The organism is Runella salmonicolor, assembly GCF_024158025.1.
Classification (GTDB): Bacteria; Bacteroidota; Bacteroidia; order Cytophagales; family Spirosomataceae; genus Runella; species Runella salmonicolor.
Map to the genome: position 1 here is coordinate 251,833 of NZ_JAMZEL010000004.1, position 18,342 is coordinate 270,174.

Annotated in this window: 11 protein-coding genes; 2 read left to right on the forward strand and 9 right to left on the reverse strand. The window is 48.3% G+C overall.

Annotation, left to right across the window (positions count from 1 at the left end):
- Nucleotides 1–40 precede the first annotated feature (40 nt).
- The 5 genes from NCI00_RS12475 to NCI00_RS12495 form a co-directional block, all read right to left on the reverse strand.
- Nucleotides 41–598 carry an NTP transferase domain-containing protein gene (locus tag NCI00_RS12475; protein ID WP_253527984.1) on the reverse strand — a complete coding sequence of 186 codons (558 nt, stop codon included), beginning with the start codon at nucleotides 596–598 and terminating at the stop codon, nucleotides 41–43.
- The gene (locus NCI00_RS12480) at nucleotides 595–1,608 is read right to left on the reverse strand and encodes a YheT family hydrolase (RefSeq protein ID WP_253527987.1); all 1,014 of its coding nucleotides are present in this window, start codon (nucleotides 1,606–1,608) and stop codon (nucleotides 595–597) included. Before NCI00_RS12480 ends, NCI00_RS12475 begins: the two co-directional genes overlap by 4 nt.
- 38 nt (nucleotides 1,609–1,646) lie before the next feature.
- Entirely contained in the window at nucleotides 1,647–2,276 is a 630-nt protein-coding gene (locus tag NCI00_RS12485) for a deoxyribose-phosphate aldolase (RefSeq protein WP_253527989.1), read from the reverse strand.
- Between the two features lie 12 nt (nucleotides 2,277–2,288).
- Complete coding sequence (locus NCI00_RS12490) at nucleotides 2,289–5,030, reverse strand: S8 family serine peptidase (RefSeq protein WP_253527992.1); 2,742 nt, start codon at nucleotides 5,028–5,030, stop codon at nucleotides 2,289–2,291.
- An 87-nt stretch (nucleotides 5,031–5,117) separates the two neighbouring features.
- Nucleotides 5,118–9,137: a S8 family serine peptidase gene (locus tag NCI00_RS12495; RefSeq protein WP_253527994.1), complete on the reverse strand. Its 4,020-nt coding sequence runs from the start codon at nucleotides 9,135–9,137 to the stop codon at nucleotides 5,118–5,120.
- Nucleotides 9,138–9,951: 814 nt separating this feature from the next.
- Here NCI00_RS12495 and NCI00_RS12500 point away from each other — a divergent pair.
- Nucleotides 9,952–13,074: a ligand-binding sensor domain-containing protein gene (locus NCI00_RS12500; RefSeq protein WP_253527996.1), complete on the forward strand. Its 3,123-nt coding sequence runs from the start codon at nucleotides 9,952–9,954 to the stop codon at nucleotides 13,072–13,074.
- Between the two features lie 22 nt (nucleotides 13,075–13,096).
- Nucleotides 13,097–13,717 (forward strand): response regulator transcription factor, encoded by a 621-nt coding sequence (locus NCI00_RS12505; protein ID WP_253527998.1) that lies wholly within the window; start codon nucleotides 13,097–13,099, stop codon nucleotides 13,715–13,717.
- 162 nt (nucleotides 13,718–13,879) lie between these two features.
- On the opposite strand, the gene NCI00_RS12510 is transcribed toward NCI00_RS12505, so the two are convergent.
- The 4 genes from NCI00_RS12510 to NCI00_RS12525 all read right to left on the reverse strand — a co-directional run bounded on the left by NCI00_RS12510 (nucleotide 13,880) and on the right by NCI00_RS12525 (nucleotide 18,149).
- The gene (locus NCI00_RS12510) at nucleotides 13,880–15,193 is read right to left on the reverse strand and encodes a hypothetical protein (protein WP_253527999.1); all 1,314 of its coding nucleotides are present in this window, start codon (nucleotides 15,191–15,193) and stop codon (nucleotides 13,880–13,882) included.
- A gap of 229 nt (nucleotides 15,194–15,422) precedes the next feature.
- Complete coding sequence (gene madM / locus NCI00_RS12515) at nucleotides 15,423–16,187, reverse strand: malonate transporter subunit MadM (RefSeq protein ID WP_253528001.1); 765 nt, start codon at nucleotides 16,185–16,187, stop codon at nucleotides 15,423–15,425.
- Nucleotides 16,188–16,189: 2 nt separating this feature from the next.
- Nucleotides 16,190–16,558, reverse strand: coding sequence for a malonate transporter subunit MadL (gene madL, locus NCI00_RS12520; RefSeq protein ID WP_253528003.1), 369 nt, complete (start codon nucleotides 16,556–16,558; stop codon nucleotides 16,190–16,192).
- A gap of 106 nt (nucleotides 16,559–16,664) precedes the next feature.
- Nucleotides 16,665–18,149 (reverse strand): acyl-CoA synthetase, encoded by a 1,485-nt coding sequence (locus NCI00_RS12525; RefSeq protein WP_253528006.1) that lies wholly within the window; start codon nucleotides 18,147–18,149, stop codon nucleotides 16,665–16,667.
- Between the last annotated feature and the right edge of the window lie 193 nt (nucleotides 18,150–18,342).

An 18,342-nucleotide genomic window follows, 5' to 3' on the forward strand; every position in this document is an offset into this window, starting at 1 on the left:
TTATAAACGGTGTCGCACGGGTATTTTCAATCCGTCGAAATTATTGCCCAGTTGTATTTTTGAAATCTTCTGGTGTGTTGATGTTTTGGAGCCAACGGGGTGTAGGACAGGGGAGCAAATGGACGTTAGCTTTTTTTAGAATTTGCAGTGGCGAAAAGCGGTTTTGCTCAAATTGTGCTTGTATGAATGCGTAACTTTCAGGTTCCCAAATGGTTAGTAAAGGTTCAGGAAACAGGGTTTCGGGGTGTTGAAAGGCGGTTGCTATTTGATTGGGCTGACGATGACTGACCAAAAAAGCAATCGTTTCTGACGACACAAAAGGCATATCACAAGCCACGACGAGCCATGCTTCGTTTGGACTATGTTCAAACGCCGACAAAATCCCCCCCAACGGCCCGATTTCACGGTTATCAATCAAGCAGGCGAAACTGTCAAAATTGTCTTTTTGGTCGGCTCTGCAGGAGATAAAAACGGTAGAACAGTACGGCGTCAGCAATTCATATAAATAGCGCCATTGGGGTTGATGATGGTAGGTCAATAGGCTTTTGTCGGTACCCATCCGCGTACTGCGCCCGCCCGCCAGAATCAGGGCATTCATGGCTCAGTGAGAAATGACAATGCCCTAACTTCCGACCAATACGCGTCTTTGTGGCTAAAGGTATCGGGCCTAAAACCACAATGCCCGCCCGACTGCGTGAGTTCCAGCCACACGTTGGGCATATTTGCAATTACATCGGCAGGTAGGCTTTGGTAGGGCACTAGAGGGTCGTTGATGGCGTTGACGATGAGTGTGGGGATGGCCGCTGCGTGAATAAAACCTTTGGAACTGCTTTTCTGGTAATAATCATCGGCCCCTTCAAACCCGTGCAGTGGTCCCGTATAAACGTGGTCAAAATCCCAGAATGTTTTGATATTTTTCCACTTCTTTAAATCAAAGTGCTCGGGATATTGTTGGGCTTTGGCCGCTACTTTGGGCTTTAGCGATTTTAAGAATCGCCACAAATAGATTTTATTTTCTGGTTTTTCGATGTTGCGGCTACAAGCCAATAAATCCATCGGCACGCTAAATGCCACCGCTTTTTTGATGGCAGGATGAATATTAGCTCCGTTTTCGCCGACGTATTTCAACGTCACATTTCCACCCAAACTAAATCCCATCAGGTTGATTTCGGTGTAGCCTTTGGCGAGGGCGTGTTTAATCACAAACTCCAAATCGGTGGTTTCGCCGCTGTGGTAAAATCGCAGTTGGCGGTTTATTTCGCCACTGCAACTTCGGTAATTCCAAGCCAAACAATCAAATCCGTTGGTGGTCAGAAACTTCACCATTCCCGTTACGTACTGCCGGGTGCTGCTTCCTTCCAACCCATGCGACAGAATCACCAAAGGAGGTAATGAAGTAGGTAGATTGGCAGTTTCTTTTTTATCGGTTGTTTTGTTCTTTTTTGAAAAACTCCAGTCTATATCTAAAAAATCATCGTCGGGTGTGGTAAGACGCTCGCGTTGATAGGAAGGATTGATGGTCCGAAAAAGAGCAGGATAAATGCTCTGGTAATGTCCATTGGGCAACCACGAAGGCGGACGGTGGGTATTGGTTGAAATAACAGGCATGAAAATTTTCCAGAAACAAAAAGGATAAATTAGGAACGTTAGCTTCTAAAAGGCAAACATAGCCTTTCCGCTCCGTGTTCCAAGAGTTTCGTAAAATCTTCGTTTGTGGCACTCTCAGCCCAAACTTTGCAGCCAACTCGGGCGGGAGTAAGCTGCTTGAAGCGCAACGCTTTTTCTAGGTCAAATGATTTTTGGAAAAATCCGGTGGTATTTTGTACGTAATCCGCTCCTGCGTCGGCAGCAGTTTTGAGGGCGCGAATGAGGCTAGGCTCGTCAAAAAAATCGGTTTCGATAATTACTGTAAAAATAGCTTCTCTTTGGTGAATCAGTTTGGCGAGTTTGGCAAATTCCACTTTGGGCCAACCGTTTGAATTCGAAAACCAAGCCGATGTATTCATAACCACCTGAATTTCGCGCGCGCCGTCGTTAAGGGCACATTCTGTTTCAGTTTGCTTGGTTTCGGTGCGTTGGTAGCCTAGAGGATACCCAATCACGGTCGATAAAATAGCTTGGGTGGATTCAGGCCAGTCGCGGTGTAATTTTTTGACCCAAAAAGGAGGGACGGTCAACGTGGCAAACCCATTTTGCTGTACGGCTCCAAAAGCCTCAAGCATAGATTCGACCGAGGCCATAGGCGATAAAACACTAAGTTCGATGGCATGATTCATACCCCAAAAACGTCATTGCTTCACAAAAGGTTTGGCAATGGAACGCCGCCCGTCGCTGACCTGAATAAAATACTTACCTGGCGGTAGTTGTGAGACATCAAACTGATTCAGAAATACACTGCCGTTGTCGTAGAGTAGTTTTTTTGCGAATTTAACTCCGTCCATCGTCACAATTTGTGCCGTTAAATCGTAAGTGTTGTCGGATGCATACGCGACGGTCAGGGTATGAACGGTGGGGTTTGGAAAAAGCGATAGGTTTTCTTTAACAATCAATATTTCGGGAACTGTGGCGGGGGAATTTGTTGGGTACGGAGCGTTGGTCAGTATGAGGGGGGCAGACATAATTGAACACCCGTTTTGGGTAATTTCAACCGTATATTTCCCAGGTAATGAGGCGGTCAGCCGCGCTCCGGTTGCGGTCGCAATGGCATTGTCGTTTAAAAACCAGCGGTAAGTCATTCCTTCGCCCGTAATGGTGGTGAGCCGAATACTCCCTTTCGGAGGGATGAGGGTGCCATCGGTGGTTGAAATTACGGGCTGTTGAAGTGCCGAAAGTAACTGAGTCGGCTTTGAAATGGCAGTGCAGCTGTTGCTTCGAATGATGACGTTATAGGTTCCGGGTTCTGTTGGGGTAAGAACCGATGTGGTAGCGCCTGTGATAGCAGTGCCGTTGCGCTGCCATTGATAGCGGTAGCCCAAACCTTCATTCGCGGTCAGCCGTACCGCCTTGCCTGTGCAGATAGCAAAACTTCCTGAAGGGCTGATTTGAGCAGTTAGTGCAGAAACACGGACACTGATGGCTTTGGATTGGGCTGAACATTGATACCCGATGGCTTTGACGGAATACACACCTTCTTGTGAAATATTCAATGAGGTAGAAGTGGAGGTAGCAAGCAGCTGCCCGTCTTTCATCCATTGATAGGTCAGGCCATTGTCGCCTTTGATTTGCATTTTCAGGGCAACATTTCCGCAAAGCGTGGTATCTTTTCCAGCCACTAACTGAACGGCGGCGTTGCAATCCTGAGGGCTTATGCCGCTGATAAACAGCGAGTATGGCTGAGTGCCAGTTTGCAGTGTTCGTTTGTGCCTAATGATTAAAGTGTACACTTTCCCGGGCGTTGGTGATTCAATCACTGCTTGCTCGGTATTGTCCCTAATATTATCGCCCTTTGTGGCCGCTTTGGCGGGATTTGCGGGGTCAAGTACCCACGGAAACCACGTATTGCCCGCATCGTCGCTTAGGCGTATGTCGAGGTCATTGATGAGTTTGATGGTCGGGTCATCTACGGTCTGGGTCGTAATCCGGGTGGGCGTACCTTCGGGGTCGGTCCAACTGAGCGTTACGACCAAGGGAGTGTTGCCCGTTGCGATTATTTTTTGTTGGTAAGTTTCATTCTGTCGAAGTGATTTTTCCAGCACTGCATGATTATTGCCTGAATTAATCAGGACTTGGGCTGCTTTTTCGGCGTTGAGTAGGCCCCAGCCGTATTCGTAGCTTGGACCCAATTTATCGAGTGGTTTGTCGGCTGTGTGGAGTACCAGTCCCTTTAACGTGGCCGAACGCATAAAATAGGCTTTTTGGCGGTAAAAAAGCTCTTGCAACAGAATCAACGTACCCGAAACATTGGCGGTGGCAGTTGAAGTACCCGACATGGTTGCGTAGGCGTTGTCGGCGTTTGAGATGGAGGAAATGATGCTTGTCCCGACGCCCAATAAATCTGGTTTGATGCGGCCATCGTCAGTGGGGCCCCAACCGCTAAAATCGGAGACGGAGAAACCACCGATGCGGCCGTTTTGTAGTTGTAGTTCTGCTCCGCCAACGGTTAAAATATTTTTGGCGTTGGCTTCGGCGGGAATCACGTCGTAGGCATCGTTCTGGTACCGCTCTAAAACACTTGTTTGGTTGGTATTTCGTAAAAAATAAGGCGTTCCGATGGGCGGGCCTGTTTCGCTACGTTTATTATCGGCCGATTTTACAATCAGGTAAAAAGGGTTATTGTAGGCCAATTGATCCAAGTCCCGGGCTTTTTCGTCATAAAATCCAAAGCGATAATCTTCTTTGGTGCTGATGCTCGTATTACCCCACCATTCCCATTTGCGAGTCGGGTCGTTACCTGGCCGGCTTTCATTGTAAAACCACCCCACAACAGGTCCGTAAGAATGATTTGAAATCAACATTTTTGATGCTTCGCGGGACATTTCCACCAAATCGTCGGTATAGTCCCAGACATCTAATTTAGCGGCGTACGCCATTCCTTTGACTTGCGAATTGATACCCGCAGCGGCCATCGTTCCTGATAGATGCGTGGCATGGTCGCTCAGTAGGGTATTGCCGTCTTTTTGACGAATTCGCCCCCCAAATTCAATGTGCGAAAGACGAGGTAAGCCGCCATCCCAGAGGCAAAGGGTGCCATTGAGCTGCGGCAAATCGCCTTTCAAGTCAATCCCCAATCCTCCGCCTTTGTAGAGGTTGGTGGTGTGGGTACCTGTAGAAGCCAGAAGGTTATGAACAGTGTAATAAACAGGTATACCAAATGTATCAACTCCCTGTAAGGTTAAAGTGCGTCCCTTGGCATATTTTTTGCTAATAAACCATTTCTGTTTTTTGGCAAGATTCAGCGCCTTTTGGCGATTTAGGGTGTAGCGTTTTTGGAGGTCGAGGAGGCGTAAACCTGCCGTGTTTTCTGGTACTTTGAGACTGGTTTCAATGGTTTGCCCCTGTACAAAAAAACAAATAACTGATAGATAGACCATTAAAAGTCTACCTATCAGCGAAGAAATACTAAAAAATAGTTTACGGGGTAAAATAGCAGACATCCTCTCACAGTACAGACGCGCAACTTAGTGTTTTACGATGGCATTAATGATGCGCGTTGGTGTACCCTCCACTTCAATTATAGCAAAAAACGTACCGCTTTGTAGCATTTTGAGGTTAAATTGTGTACTAAATTTTTTTTCATCCCCGTCCATCTGTTTTTTCAGTATCAAACGCCCCTGTAAATCATACAAAGAAGCCATTATTTTTTGCAAAATGGGGGTGGGTGAAGTATATTCTAAAATGACAAAATCTTCGGCTGGATTGGGATATAATTTATATACCTCCGCAATCGGAGAAACGGGTTCCACGGCCGTGATTGTAATCCGTACTTCGTCTGAAATCAATTCGCCACATCCATTTACGTTGCCTCTCACCGAGTAGCCGCCCGTTTGTGTTGGCATGTATGTTTTGGCGGTAGCGCCCGCAATCGGCAGCCCGTTAAGCAACCATTGGTTGCCCGTACTTGCGCTGGATGTAAGCTCGATACCGTTGGTCGTAATGGTGGGTTTTTCGGCTTTTTTGGTCGTGATGGTTACGGGCGACGACACCGAAGGCAGACAGTTGTTGACCGAGGTGCTCACGGTATACACGCCTGAATTGCCCGCCGAAAAAGTAGCATTGGTGGCTCCGCTGACGGGCTGATTATTGAAAAACCACTGATACGCGCCGCCGTTTGCGGGGGCGGTAAGATCAATGACCGTGCCTTCGCAAATGGTGGTACTTCCCGTAACCGAAATGGTCGGGTTAGTGCTACTGGAGGACTGAGCCACAACGGGAATCCTGCCACTTGAACAACCCAACGATTTAACCTTCAAATCATAAAAATAGTAATAGGCGTTGGTGAGGGTATCGATACCGCCGTTTTGGGCAAACAATGCCCCTTTCAACGTGATAATATTGGGAATGCTGAACGGAAAGCCCGATACGCCCGCATTGCTTCGGAATATGGTGGCCCCGTTTTCGTACTCAATCGTAATTTTATAATCTCCAGCGGCGGGAATGGCCAAATTAAGTGGGTATACCTTGCCCGGGTCGTTGGGGTCGTCGGAGATTTGGCCCGTCGGGGCACCTTGATTGGGGGCATTAGGGTTTCGGCTGGCGGTCACGTCAATCGTGGTGGTAGAAATAAATTTATCATCTAAACCGTACACGGTAAACGTCAATCGACCAGCTGAGGAGGTGTAGAGCCGAGCGCTTTCTAACAAAACGGGTACTTCGGTGCGGATGAACGGCGCTGGGCCAAAATTTCCAGAATAGGTTCCTCCCGTAAAAGCGGATTTTGTGGCGGGGCCTAATGTGCCGCTGAAATCGTTGAGGGCTACGTAAAATGTCCCACCGGGCAAACGCACACTGCTACTCGTTGAATTGCCGACGGCAATAAATTGAGAAGAAGAAGGGCTATCATACCAAAAAGCGGTTCCGTTGCCTTTGGCGATGAGCGATAGCGGGTCGGTACCGCAGTAAGTTGCAGTGGCCGCAGTAATCGTGGTTAGACCAGCCACTGCTCGTGTCTGAATTAAGGTATTGTTTAGCGAATCCTGATCGTCGGGCAGGAGTATTTTGACCGTAAATAGATAGTTAGTTGCGGGTTTTAATTCACTCAAAAAGGGTGCGGTCAACGAAAATGTAGCTTCCGAAAAAGCCGCTAAAGCCTGCGTAAGGGTTGAGGTAATGGTTCCGAGTACGGCCCCTGATGGCTCGGATACCTGAACCGAAACGGGAATAGCCGTTAGAGCTTCCGAACCGTTGTTTTTAAGTCGAACTGTAACGCTGCTGAGTTGATTGCTGCAAAAATTGTTTTCAGGCGTGACCAATGCTGATAGGCTTACGTCGCGCGTGGGGCGCGTAAAACGCACTAAAAACTCCTGCGTTTCGCCCTTGGCGTATGTGCCGCAGGCTGTTACAGCGGCGGGATTGTTGGTTTCGGTTGTTACGATGCGTATGCGGGACAGGTTATTGAAGATTAACCCAGACGGCGCTTTAAGTACGGTCGAAAAAACGCCGTTGCCCATGACCGCCGATGCAGCTACCGTTTCATTTTCATCGTCAAAATCTCCGTCTGAATTCCAGTCAACAAATGCTTTTACCACTTTATTGAAATCCCCGCCGCAAGAGCCGACGCTTATTTCCAAAGGAATACTTTGCCCCGAAGAAATCGTGACCACTTGACTCATAAAGTCACTGTACGTTTGACAGCCGTTATTGGCAAGCTGTGTAACATTTCCCAGTACCACTTTCGTGATTTTGGTGTCTGCGTTGGATGTAGCCCGGGATTCACAATACGCCTTGCCACCGATGCCGCTGACAATCAGCGCATAAAGTTGGGTGTTGTTGGTCAACGTGCCTTTGTGCTTTATAGTAATGGTGTAGGTGCGCCCCGGAATCGCGTTGGGAATCAAGATTTGCTCCACATTATCCCGAATGTTATCCCCCCGTGTTGCGTTGTTGGCGGGTTGTTCGGGGTCTAGCACCCAGGGCAGCGATTCGGTCGTTCCGTCGGAAATACGGATGTCTAAGTCGTTCATTAACTTAGGGGTACGATTATTAAAATTGGCGGAGTTGACAGCAAAAACAGGGGCTTCTGGGTCGGTCCAGCAAATGGTGGCAATGAGCGGCCCTTTTCCCGAGGCCACCACCTGCGTTGTGTAGATTTCGTTGGGCAACAAGGTGCGCTCGGTGATTAAATGCGATTTATCTTTGTTGAGTAGCACTTCAGCGGCTTGCCGTTGGTCCAACAATCCCCAGCCGTATTGGTAATCGGGTCCAGGATTGCCAGCATCGTCGGCAGTATGCAACACAAGCCCTTTTAATGTGGCCGAACGCATAAACGTACCGTTTAGGCTATGGTATAATTCCTGCAACAAAAAAATAGAGCCAGATACATTGGGCGACGACATCGACGTGCCGTTGAGGGTTGTGTAGGCGTTATTGCCCGTGGAGGTGGTTGAGAAAACGCTCACGCCCACCCCCACAATGTCGGGTTTGATGCGCCCGTCGTCGGTAGGTCCCCAGCTGCTAAAACTTGAAATGCGCGGGTCAGAAATTTGATTATATCCATTATTCAACACGCTGATGGCCCCCACCGTGAGGCTGTTTTTGGCGGTTCCGTAAGTCGAAATTAAATCATATCCCGTTTGGGCGGCGCGGGGAGTGGTGCTTTTACGGTTGCTACTGCCAAAAAAATAGGCAGTTCCTGCGGGCGGGCCAGTAGTGCCCCGGTCGTTGCCCGCCGAATTGACGATGAGATAATAAGGAGCATTATAAGCAATGCGGTCCCATTCGCGGGTGCGTGAATCGTAAAAACCGAATTTGTAGTCTTGAAGATTGTTTACGGTTGAATCCCCGTACCATTCCCATTTAAGGTTGTTGTCGGTGCCAGGCCGCTCGGTATTCAACCGCCAGCCCGACAGGGTGCCGTACGAATGGTTTGAAACGAGTAAGTTGGCGGCCGCATTGGCCATTTCGGGGGTGTCGTTGTTGAAGTCATGGGCCAGTAGGGTTGCCGCGTTGGCCATCCCACGCGCCCGGGGATTAATGCCCGTGGCAATCATGGTGCCGCTTACGTGAGTGGCGTGGCTGCTTACGCTGGTTGCATTGTCTACCTGCGTGATGCGTCCGGTCAATTCGCTGTGGGTTTTCAAAACTGCACCGCCGTCCCAAATCCCCAATCGGTCTTTCATCACGCTGCTACCGCCTGTAAGGTTCAGGCCCAATCCGCCGCCATCGTAGAGCGCGTTGGTACGGGTCGTGATTGCGGCTCCTCGGTTGGTTGTTGTGATGTTATAGAGCGGTTGCCCAGTTTCGCTCACTCCGCTCAAAATCACTACGCTGCCGTCGGAGAAATCTTGCCGCAAAGGCCAATTGTTCTGCCGAGCCAAGGATTTTAGTTGGGAGTTTAGGGTAAGGTACTGATTTTCAATGAGTTTTTGAGATTCTTGGATTTTTTGCAGTTGCTCACCTGAATACAATGGTTTAAGTTGCGCGTAGCTAGTCAACGAAAAAAAGGATAGCCCCAGGAGAATGAATCGTAAACGGTAGTGCATAAGAAGGGTATAAGGGTATTTCTTGTATAAACGAAAAACAGTGGGGTGAAGTTATAAGGGAAATGCAACTTTCCAAAGTACGCTGTTTTGGGTGTCTAAAAGGATGTAAAATGCTGATTTGAGTGATTTTAATCTTGTTTTAAGCAAATACGACTCGGAGAGGCAGAATGTTGCACACCCGCAAAATACACCAAAAAAAACAGCGGCCTTCGCATTTGTCGAAAACCGCTGTTGACAAATAGAATCAAAAACAACTTCATCGGCTCACCTTCTCTAGTTGCTGAAAAACGAAGCGCTAGTCAGCTTCAATGGCTTATGCACGTTGAGGTTTAAGTAGAGGAAAGTTTTTTCTGGACAAAAAAGAGATGTATGCGATGAATAAAACCTGGAGTATGCCATTGGAGGTTTCGGTGATTTGTGCTGAATAATGAACCGTGAAAAGCAAGGTTTTATCGGCTGATTTTTTCCGCTTCATTTGAAAGAGGTATGCGGTTGTTTTTGCTTCCACTTCCAATTACCTCAGTAGACAGAAGGAAAAGAATAGGGTGTTTCACTGCCGTTGATCATCAGGGGTTTAAGTCGACAAGCGTAGCTATTTTTTTAGGTAAAAACAAAATTAACTTTTAAGCCTATTGTGATTTGCCGAAATAGGCTTAAAATGAATAAATTACCCTTGAAATTTCGAAAAAATGCCAAAATCATAATCCCCTATTTTGGGTGAACTAAACAAAGGATGTTCCAACCTACTTTTGTAAAATATAACTCGTATACCCCTTCTCCTTGTTTAAGAAGAGGGGCCGAGGTGAGGTTAACAATGAAAAAATACCTGTTACTGCTTTCTATCTGCATCTCTAATGTCGTTTGGGCCAACAACGTGATTCCTTCCGATTACTGGGATCACCTTGCCCTCAACGAAGGCCTGAGCCAAAACGAAGTGCGTAGCATCGTGCAGGACCACCGAGGGTTGATGTGGATGGGCACGCAAGACGGCCTCAATTGTTATGACGGACAGACCATCAAAAAATACCGCCACAATCCGTTTGACTCTACTACGCTCTCGTACGATGACATTACGTTTTTGTACGAAGATGCGCGGCATCATCTCTGGGTGGGAACCACCAAAGGGCTGAATCGGCGGTTGTTTCGCCACAATACTTTCCAACATTTTCCGCAAATCCAAGGCATGGTTACGAGCATTGTGGAAGATAAAAACCATACGATTTGGGTCGGAACGTCGTCAGGTTTATGGTGCTTGCGGCCACAAGGAGATGAATTTCAGCATTTTTTGTACCGTCATTCGGCAGACGATGCTTATTCGCTTTCGCACGATTTTGTGGGGAGTATGACCCTTGACGCCGATGGGAATTTATGGATAGGAACGGCCAAAGGCCTCAATAAACTATTGATTGGTAATAGCATACGCTTCGAAAATAGTCGTAATCGCTCCTTGCCGCTTTATGACGCTGACCAACCTCCTACGCACGTCTGGAGTGGGCGTGGCAAGGGGTTGTGGGTGAGTGTTCAGGGGCGGTTTGGGTTGGTCAATCCCCAAACGGGTTCATGGGAAGACCTGACGGCAGCCTTGCCCGCCCAAGCCCAAATTTCGACCGTTTGGACCGACCGGCTCGGGGTAGTGTGGATAGGAACGCAGGGAAACGGTATTTTTCGTTATCGTTTTGACGCAACCGCGCGGCAACTGGTACGTCTGGGGAGTTTTCAGGAAGATTTATTGGCCAAAAATGGTCTCAGAAGTAGTCATATTACGTGTATTTATGAAGGGCGAGAAGCATCCGAAGATGTGGTTTGGGTAGGTACACGCGAGGCGGGAGTACAGTTGTATTCACGTTCAAAAAATACATTTCAGCATTGGGAACGGCTATTTAGTAAAGAAAATGCCGCTGGAAAAAGTTACTTCGGCATCGGCACCGATCGACAAGGATTTTTGTGGACGGGGACTTTTGCCCATTTGTACCGAATTGACCGTCAGTCTCAGGCCATTAAAAAATACGCATTACCCAATGATGCCTTGGTCGAAACCATTACTGAAGATGTGCAAGGTACGTTGTGGATAGGTGGCAATGCGGGATTGCTTCGGTATGACCGCTCTCGTGATCGTTTTGTTCCGTTTGTGCTGCCCGCGTTCGACAATAAAAAACCTTGGGTCTTGCGGATTTACGAAGACAAACAACAAAAAATGTGGGTAGGCACTCAGTCTTATTTGGCCAAATTCACTCCGACTGGCTCGCCCGAAATCATTCGGGAACTACCCGCTGCCCAAAATACTAAAATTGAACTGCGTAACGTCGGGGCGATTCAGATGGACACCAAAGGAACGCTCTGGATTGGGATGCGAAACGGATTGGTGCAATGGCCCGCCAACGGAGGGGGTGTCCAATTATTTCAAAATAAGCCTAGTGACCCTAAGTCGTTGATAAACAATACTGTATTGGACGTTCATGTCGATGCTAAACAGCGCGTGTGGGTGTGTACCACCAAAGGACTTAGTCGAGTGATTGAAGAAAATGGAAAGGTGACTTTTGAGCATTTTACCGAAAAAGAAGGCCTTTTAAATGCCTTCGTGTACGGGGCTTTGAGTGACTCAAAAGGGAAAATATGGCTCACCACCAACGGTGGTTTGGTTTGTTTTGACCCCGACAAACGTACTTTTCGCAATTATACCGCCCAAGATGGACTCGGCGGTGGCGAATTTAACTCTGGGGGTTTTCATCAAAGCGCCGATGGAGAGTTGTTTTTTGGTGGCAACGGTATGTTGCTGAGTTGTCGTCCCACCGAATTAGTGCCCAATCGGCACTTGCCCAAAGTCGCGGTTACGTCCTTCAAAAAGTTTGAAAAGGAATGGGACATTGACAGTCTGCTGGCGTTGAAAGAGCCTATCACCCTAAAATACGACGAGAATTTTTTTTCGTTTGAATTGGCGGCGTTAGATTATACCAACCCCACCCAGAATCAATTTGCGTATCAGTTGGAAGGATTTGACAAAGAATGGGTTATGGCGGGTACACGTCGCTATTTGACGTTTACAAATTTGAGCCCTGGTCAGTATACGCTGCGCGTCAAAGCCGCCAACAACGAAGGGCTGTGGAATGATAAAGAAATCCTAAGCATTCCGCTGTATATCCAACCTCCTTTTTGGCAAACGTGGTGGTTTTACGCCGTAGCTTTGTTGGTATTGGTTACGGTAGGTAAGCTGTTTTACGATTATCGAGTACGGGCTAAAGTTAAGTATCTGTTTGATTTGGAGCGGGTTAAGCTGGAGGAGAACGAGCGCGTACGTAAACTTGCGGCCCAAGACTTGCACGATGAATTCGGTAATACGCTGACGCGGATTTCGTTGTTAACGGAGATGATTAAAACCCGTCTCAATGGTCAGGCCAAGGGTGAAATCGGGACGTTGCTCACCAAAATCGGCGACAATTCCAACCGCATGTATCAGGGAACGAAAGATTTTATTTGGGCCATCAATCCCGAACACGATAATTTCTACGAGATTGCCATTCGCCTCAAAGATTTTGGCGACGATGCATTTGATAAAACGGGGATTCGGTTTTCGGTCAATGGCCTCAACGATGAGCTGCACGCGGTGACGCTCTACATGGGCGAAAGCCGGCACTTAGTGTTGCTGTTCAAAGAAGCCATCAGCAACACCCTCAAACATGCCCAAGCCACGGATGTTTCGTTTACTTTTGGCGTTGAAAACGGCGAAATGAGCATCAAATGGGAAGATAATGGCAAGGGCTTTTATGCTGACCAAACCCGGCAGGGTAACGGACTGACCAATATCCAGACCCGCGCTGAAAAAATAGGCGGTAGCGCCATCATCCGAACACTGGAAGGCAAAGGAACTTGTATAGAATTTCGAAAAAAAGTAGGGGCTGGAGTACAATTTAGCCCAAAAATTGACAAAACGGGGCGTTAGCTCTGACTAAATTATTCCAAAAATGCCAATCCGCCTCTCCCTCGTCGAAGACGACCACCTCATCCGCGAAGCATTTACCGATTTGCTGAACAATACCGAAGATTTTTTGGTCGTTAGCTCGTATTCTAATTGTGAAGAATACCTGCGCAACCTCACCACCGACCGCCCCGACGTGGTGCTTATGGACCTCGAACTCCCACGCATGGGCGGTGTAGAAGGCATTGAGCGCACCAAAAAACTACGCCCTCAAACCCAACTCATTGTGGTGACAGTGTACGAAAACGATGAGTTGGTGTTCAAAGCGCTGTGCGCTGGTGCGGGCGGATACCTCACCAAAAACATGCCGCCCAGTCGTCTCATTGAGGCCATTCGTGAGATACGACAGGGCGGCGCGCCCATGAGTACCAATATTGCCCGCATGGTGGTGGCGTCGTTCCAGAAAAATCATCATTCTCCCCTTACCGCCCGCGAAACGGAGGTCTTGGAGCGTATTGCACAAGGAAAAAGTTACACCACCATTGCCGACGAATTGTTTGTGGATAAAGAAACCATTCGGACCCACATCAAAAACATCTACTGGAAGCTCGAAGTCCACTCCAAAGCAGAAGCCATTGAAAAGGCAAGGAAGGAGCGGTTGATTTGAGCGATAACCTACCCGCCCGACGGATCATGTTTATCTGCCTGTTAACTTTACCCGTCCGACGGTTCTAAACCGTCAGACGGGTAGGACATTGATTTGAATATCTACCGAATAAATTTATTGGAAATAATGTTGGGACAAGGAATAACGTTTTTTGCCCCAATCTTAATTCTCAATGGTGCGAAACTCTCCTCCGAAAGCACCTGCTTGGACGGGTTTATAACGACCGGGCTCATGGTAGAGGGTAGCGCTGAAGGTGCCCGCAATGGTACCAAGTTTGCCGTTGTATTCTGTGATGGTGATGGAGCCTTTTGAATAAACCATATCGAAACTGATGGGGTCGACGTATTGAGAATCAAATAATTTTCCAGTTTTTCCGCTTTCTTTACCGTCCATGCGGCAGTTCTCGTCCGACTCAATTGTATAGGTCCCTTTTCCTTTGAAATTTTTGATGGAAACGCTGAGACCTGCTGGATAATTTGCATCTGGGGGCATAACTTCTTGCATACTGATATAAATACGGCTGCCGCTTTCGTCGTTATTGACCGAAACTTTAGGGTTTTCATAGACTCTTCCGTTGACAGTCATTCGATTGGCGGCTACGACGGTCACGTTGGCAACCAGAATGATTTGACTACGTCCGCCCGTTTTTAGGTCAACACTGATAGCCATCGGGTTGGTGGCGGGTACTTTGCTGGGAGCGATGTAAAGTGCCTTCTCTCCTTTGTTGTGAACACTTAACGAACCATTGGCTTTGTTGGCCGATAGTGCGGGTTCGCCGTTGAGACGCCAGTTTCTGAGGTTGGTATGGTCAACGGGCTCCCACGGCTTAAGTGGAGCCAATAATGTTTCTCTTGACTCAGCCTCTTCTTTATCGCTGTGGTTGGGTTGATAGGCCACCGTAAGCATTATTTGTTGGTTTGGAACCAAAACATTAGCGTCGTATTTCAGATAAAAATTCTGATAAAAAGCCAAAGGGTATTTTAGGTCAAATGTCGGGACAGTGAGTGTTTGAGTAGCAACGTCTACTTTGAGGTTAGACTTGCCAAGCCAAGCACCATCTTCGCGTTGTCTGGCCAGACCCACCACATTGGTAGCGGTGCCGTTGAGGCCGTCCTTGCCAAATTTCCAAGCGAGTGAAACAGGTTTATTGAGTTTTGTCTCCTTGGGCGTTACTTCAAATGCTGGCCCGATACCCCCAGCAGCTTTGTTTTCTACCATTTGTAGCCGAAGGGCGGTAGGGGCACTGAGCGCACCCGCTGGAAAAGTCAATTGTAGGCTCCCGTCGGGGGAAGTCAGCGTACCACCTTCGGGGCCGATAGATTTGGCAACGGGCGCACCGATGGGCTTTCCCTTTTCGGTGATTTCGGCAGGGAGGTTGCCTATCGGCTCAACATTAACGAGACTGCCGGGTGTTTGGCAGGCAATTTGACCCACAAGCCAGATGCCCATGGTCAATCGAGGAAGAAAATGTTTCATTTTTGGCTGTATAGTTAAACAAATCGGATTCATCAACGAGCGTTTCAGAGCGCTCCTTGCCCCAAAATTGCCCTAACGTGTGCATTTTAAGTAGCCAAAAATGATTGAATCGTATCTTCCTACGGTTTAATTGAGAAAAAAAGAAGGTGAAGAGAATCTATAATCCTAAACATAAGCCTGTGAATGGAACGTCGCCGCGAAGGCATAAACTTTGTAGAAAATAAGCGCATCAGCCCCCAAACGTCAGCCGCATAAGCAGGTACAGAATCGAAGGACAGGCGAGGCAGCCCAGACCCGTGTAAAAAGTGGCGGTGAGGGCACCGTAAGGAACAAGTTTGGGGTCGGTGGCGGCCAATCCTGCCGTTACGCCGCTGGTGGTTCCCATCAATCCACCGTAGATGAGGGCGGTGTGTGGATTATCGAGGCCGATGTATTTGGCCACGAAGGGCGTACCGATGGTTACGGTGATGGCTTTAACCACCCCCGCCGCAATGCTCAAGGCAATGACGTCTGACGAGGCACCGATGGCCGCGCCCGTTACTGGCCCGACGATGTACGTACATGCCCCCGCGCCGATGGTGGTCAGGCTGACGGCGTCGCGATAACCCCAGAGCAATGCCACACCCACACCGCCCAGAAAAGAAAGTACAATGCCTAAAAACAGCGACAAAGCGCCCACCCAGCCTGTGCGCCTCAACACTAAGAAACTCGCGCCCATAGCGGTGGAAACAATGGCGAAGTCGCGAAACATGGAGCCGCCCAGCGTGCCGAAGCCCGAAAAAATCTTAATATCGGCAATGCCTTTTTCCCCACCCGAATACCCCCCCCCGAAGTAGGCAATGACCAGACCCGCGAGAATAGCAATGGCCGAGGCGGGGATTTTACGACGAGTAAGTTTGTCGGAAATAATGCCCGACAGATAAATGATAAGCCCTACGACCAAAAAGGCAAAGACCAGCCCGTTTTTTTCGAGGAATTTGACGATAATTTCCATGCTTAGTCGGGCTTGGTATTTTTAGAAAGTTTGGCTAAAAGCGGAATGGCAAGCAGGCAAATCACAAAAGGGACAATCCCCGCCACAATGGCGATAAAGCCACTCGAAACCGCCACTTTTACGTTTTGAATGGCCGACATCGCCACGATAATCGGAATGTACATCTGATTCCAAAACTGGATTCCGTTTTCGGTGGATTTATCAAAATAGCCTTTTTTGTGAAGCCAATCGCTCAGGAAAATCAACAGTAACATGGCAAAACCTACTCCGCCTACGTTGGCGTCGACGCCAATGAGTTTACCCAAAAATTCACCGATGAGTTGGCCGATGATGTAGCAAAAAGCCAGAATGGCTACGCCGTAAATAATCATTTTTTGGAGGTTAAAGGTTTAGGGGAACGTTGGTAGGGTTGGTTGTCAGGGAGAACGTCGGCAGGGTTTGAGATTGTGACGATTCACCCTGCCGACGTTAAGGAAATCAAAATAACTTCTTGATGTCGTTTTTGGTGACTTTGCCCATGGCATTGCGGGGGAGTTCGTCGATGATTTTGTAGTGGCGAGGTACTTTGTAGGCGGGCATACGCTCGCGGAGCCATTGGTTGAGTGCTTTTAGGTCGATTTCGGGGTCTTTGACCATCAAGGCCGCAACGACCAATTCACCCCATTCTTCGTTGGGAACGCCCACCACGCTGCAATCGCTGATGGCGGGGTGCGTGCGTAATACTTCTTCGATTTCGAGCGCGGAGATTTTATAACCGCCCGACTTGATGATGTCAATGGAATCGCGGCCCAAGATGCGGTAGTAGCCTTTTTCGACCACGGCCACGTCGCCCGTTTTGAACCAACCATCTTCCGTGAAAGTCTTTTGGGTGGCTTCGGGGCGTTGCCAGTATTCCAAAAATACGTTTTTGCCCTTCACCTGAATTTCGCCAGGTTGGCCCGTTTTGACGACCTGATTTTGTTCATCGACCAACCGAACCCGAACGCCGGGCAGAGGTTTGCCGATGTAGCCTGCTTTGCGCTCGCCGTGGTAGGGATTGCTAATGCCCATGCCGATTTCGGTCATGCCGTAGCGTTCCAGAAGCGTGTGTCCGCTGATGGTTTTCCATTTTTCCATAACTGATACAGGCAATGCCGCCGAGCCAGAAACCATCAGTCGAAAGCCAGAAAGGTTGTCTGAAATGACTTGTTGTTTATCTTTTGGTAGACTTTCCCAGTAGGCAATGAGTTTGAAATAAATGGTCGGGACGGCCATGAATACGTTGATTTTTTCTTGCAAAAATGCCCCAAAGACCGCTTCTGCCGAGAATGACGGTAAGAATTCTACGGTCGCGCCCGACCACAGTGCACACGAAATGACATTAATAATGCCGTGAACGTGGTGCAACGGCAACACGCACAGAATGTGATCATTGGCCGACCATTCCCAGGCTTTTACCAAGGTTGATACCTGCGCTTCGATGGTGCGGTGCGTCGTGACCACGCCTTTGGGCAGGTTAGTGGTTCCGCTAGTATAGAGAATCATTGCCCGGCGGTCGGGTGAAATATTGGGCAATTTTTGGGGAGATAAAGCAGCGTCTTTAATATCCGTTAAGGCAATGAAACGAAGGCCTTTTTGGGTAACCAACGGCGCTAAAAGCTCGGCATATTCGGCCCCCGCCACGATGATTTGCGCGTCGGTATCGTCGATGACGTACTGTAAGGAGGGCAATGGGTACGTGATACACAACGGAACCGCCACGCCGCCAGCGCGCCAAATCCCCCACTGCACGCGCAGATAATCAAAACCGGGCGAAACCATAAAAGCGACGCGAGCTTCGGCCAAATCGGTTGTTTGTTCAAGTAATATTGACGCAAATCCGTGCGAAGCTTCCAGTAAATGTTGGTAGGTATAGGTTTGATTGTCAGCGACAATGGCTTGATTGCCTTGGGTTTGGGAGGCGTTTTTGATTAACTGTAGCATAGGTTAAAAAAAGGAAAGGCTCAAAGCTATTCGAAAACGAGCATTCTGCCAAAAATGAGCGAAGCTTATTGAAAATGGATTTTTACGTTATTAGAAAAGATTATTCACATTGAATCTATAAAAGAAAGAATCTGACGAAAAAGATATGGGTATTGCTCTGTTTTTCAATTTGTTCGTCGGTTGATGGACAAGG